Genomic DNA, 3,091 nt, shown 5'->3' with positions numbered 1-3,091 from the left:
CCAGTTTCTTTTTCCTTTCCCTTGAAAAGGTGCTTTGCCGTGAGCCTTGTCGTAGACAGGCAGGCTCTCTCACAGCAGGCAAAAGAGATGATGTCGGCAATCCCGGTTGACATTGATAAAATCGGGGAAACACTGGGCATTGGGAAGAAGTGGTATACTGGGCAGACACCGGCGAAGCTTTCACAGCTTTTCTCTGAGATATATGAAGCGAAAGGGAAGGAACGCATCGGGTATTTCAGGATCAAGGCAATGGAGCTGCTGTATCATATGGATCAGTTGGCACATGTAGATGGATGCGACTTTAAATATTTTGACAAAGGGCAGATACAGGCAGTAAAGGCAATCCGTAATTACCTTGTTGGACACCTCGATGAGAGGGTTCCGTTAGAACATCTGGTGAAGGAGAAACATCTGAACCTTACGGTGTTCCATCGGGTGTTTTCACATATTTACGGTGATACACCCTACGCCTACCTGAAGAAATATAAAATGAACCTTGCGGCGGGAATGCTGCTGGAGAACAAGCGGAAGATCGGGGATATTGCACTGGAATTAGGGTACAGCAATGCCGGTAAATTTGCGAAGGCGTTCCGGTCTGTTTATGGGGTACTGCCTAAAGATTACCGGAAAAATAAGTAGTAGGAATGGGCTATTTCTGCGATCATTATAAAAGAATGGAGCGGAAAAGTTTCAGTGATGCCGATATAATAATGGTGCGGTTAGCAATTGCTAACCGCACCATTATTATATTTAGGAGGTTTCATGTGATGTCAAACAAAAAGACGAAAGAGACAAAGCCAAAAACTGGCCTGGCACGCTGCATGGAGCTGGCTTCCGGCAGGAAAGGGCTTATTTTTCTGTCGGCAGCCCTCTCTTCACTGGCAGCGGTGGCTTCGTTTATCCCGTACCTGGCGGTCTATTTTATGATCCGCCTGATTTTTGGCGCATTTCCTGATTTTGATGCATTGGATATGGGAAGTGTCATGGGGTATGGCTGGATGGCTTTAGCCGGGATCATTGCCAATATCCTGTTGTATTTTCTGGCTATTTTCTGTTCCCATATAGCGGCATTTGGGACGCTGTACGACCTGAAAGTCTTATTTGCAGACCATATCACCAAAATACCGCTGGGGTATCATCTTACCATCGGCAGTGGACGTTTAAGAAAGATCATGGATGAGAACATTGAGAGCGTGGAAGGCTTTATCGCACATCAATTCCCGGACTTTGTAGCCTCTGTAACCGCCCCGGTGGTCATGGTCATCATTCTTTTTGCAGTAGACTGGCGTTTCGGGCTTGCATCCCTTGTTGGGATCATTCTGGCGTTTGCAGCGGAATTTATCGGGTTTGGAAGCGGTGCAATGAAAGAAAACATGGGGAAATACCAGAAAGCATCTGAGGAGATGAACAACGCTTCCGTGGAATATGTCCGCGGCATGTCTGTAGTGAAAGCCTTTAACCAGACAGCTTCCTCATTTAAAAAATTGGAGGAAGCCATTACAGGCTATACGGAATGGGTACTAAAATTTGCCTTAGGATGGCAGATCTGCATGCCGGCTTTTACGACTATTATCAATAATATTTACCTGATCCTTGTGCCGGTGGGGATCCTGATTGGCTCCCGTTCTGCAGATTTTACAGAGTTCGCCATGACGTTTATTTTTTACCTGCTTTTTGTCTCGGCAATTGCGGGCGTCTTGAATAAAATTATGTATATCTCGGAATCTTTCATGCAGATCGACGGGAATGTTGCCCGCATGGACGAAATCTTAAATATCCCGGAAATGCCGGAAACGCCGCATCCAAAGGAACATGTGGGAGAGGATGTTGTTTTTGACAATGTGAGTTTTACATATACCGGGGACCCTGCGGGCAAAGCGCTTGATCAGGTGTCATTTGCAGCCGGGCAGGGGCAGGTCACCGCGGTCGTGGGGCCATCCGGCGGAGGGAAAAGTACCATTGCCAGCCTGATCTCACGTTTCTGGGATGTATCCGGCGGCAGGATCACTTTAGGGGGCGTGGATATACGGGACATGGCACATGAAGAGCTCATGCGTCACGTAAGTTTTGTGTTTCAGGATATTTTCCTGTTCAAGCAGAGCATCCTTGATAACATCCGTATGGGAAATGAAACTGCAACGGAAGAAGAGGTAGCAGAAGCGGCAAAAGCCGCACAGTGCCATGACTTTATCACAAAACTTCCGGAGGGCTACCATACCGTCGTTGGTGCAAATGGTGTGCATTTATCCGGCGGCGAACGCCAGCGGATCGCGATAGCCAGGGCGATCATCAAAGATTCTCCTATTATTGTGCTGGATGAGGCGACTGCTTTCAGCGACCCGGAAAATGAGTATCTGATCCAGAAAGCTTTTGAAAAACTGATGGCTGGGAAAACGGTAATTATCATTGCGCACAGGCTGTCTACAATCCGCAGTGCAGATCAGATCATCGTAATGGAAAAAGGGAAGCTGACCGAATCAGGGAAGCATGAAGAACTGTTAAAATCCGGGGGACGCTATGCACAGATGTGGGAACATTATACAGAGGCAGTCAACTGGAAGATCAGTGGAAAGGCGGTGTAACAGATGAGCAAATTACAAAAGGCACTTTTTTTATCAGAGAAAGGATATAAGGACCTGAAAAAAGCAATTTTTGCCTGCACCATAACAAACCTGGCGATGCTTCTGCCGTTTTGTGTGACGGTGATGATCTTTGCCAAAATACTGGCACCGATCGCAGATGGCGGTACAATCCAGTGGGGACATATCTGGATGCTGTGGGGAGCGGGGATAGTCTCGGCGCTTCTGGTTTTCCTTGCAGCAAAAAATGACTACCGCAAGACATATATAGCATCTTACAAAGAATCCAATGCCACAAGGCTCCGTATTGCAGACCACCTGCGAAAGCTGCCCATGAGCTTTTTCAATACGAAAGACCTGTCAGAGCTTACTACAAATATGATGGCGGACTGCAGCAGCATGGAATCGTTATTAAGCAGTACAATCCCGCCGCTGATCGCGAATGGGATTACAGTAACGATTACCTGCCTCCTCCTTGCATTCTTTGACTGGCGGCTGGCACTCTGCGTATT

General features: G+C 47.3%; 3 protein-coding genes. All 3 read left to right on the top strand.

What is annotated here, in order from left to right:
• Nucleotides 1-639, top strand: a 639-nt coding sequence (locus AC1WIP_RS13640) for a helix-turn-helix domain-containing protein (RefSeq protein ID WP_481142341.1), incomplete at its 5' end; no start/stop codon positions are given.
• Between the two features lie 128 nt (nucleotides 640-767).
• On the top strand, nucleotides 768-2,582 hold the full coding sequence (locus AC1WIP_RS13635; RefSeq protein ID WP_481142340.1) for an ABC transporter ATP-binding protein: 1,815 nt from the start codon (nucleotides 768-770) through the stop codon (nucleotides 2,580-2,582).
• 3 nt (nucleotides 2,583-2,585) lie between these two features.
• A partial coding sequence (locus AC1WIP_RS13630; protein ID WP_481142339.1) for an ABC transporter transmembrane domain-containing protein occupies nucleotides 2,586-3,091 on the top strand: 506 nt, incomplete at its 3' end.

Source organism: Acetatifactor sp., from assembly GCF_982438285.1.
Note: the sequence above shows the minus strand (reverse complement) of the source record. Positions and strands in the feature narration are given on the sequence as shown.

What these genes read in the sequence shown, in the direction of transcription:
- AC1WIP_RS13635 (WP_481142340.1), top strand. Translation starts at nt 768, where the DNA reads ATGTCAAACAAAAAGACGAAAGAGACAAAGCCAAAAACTGGCCTGGCA.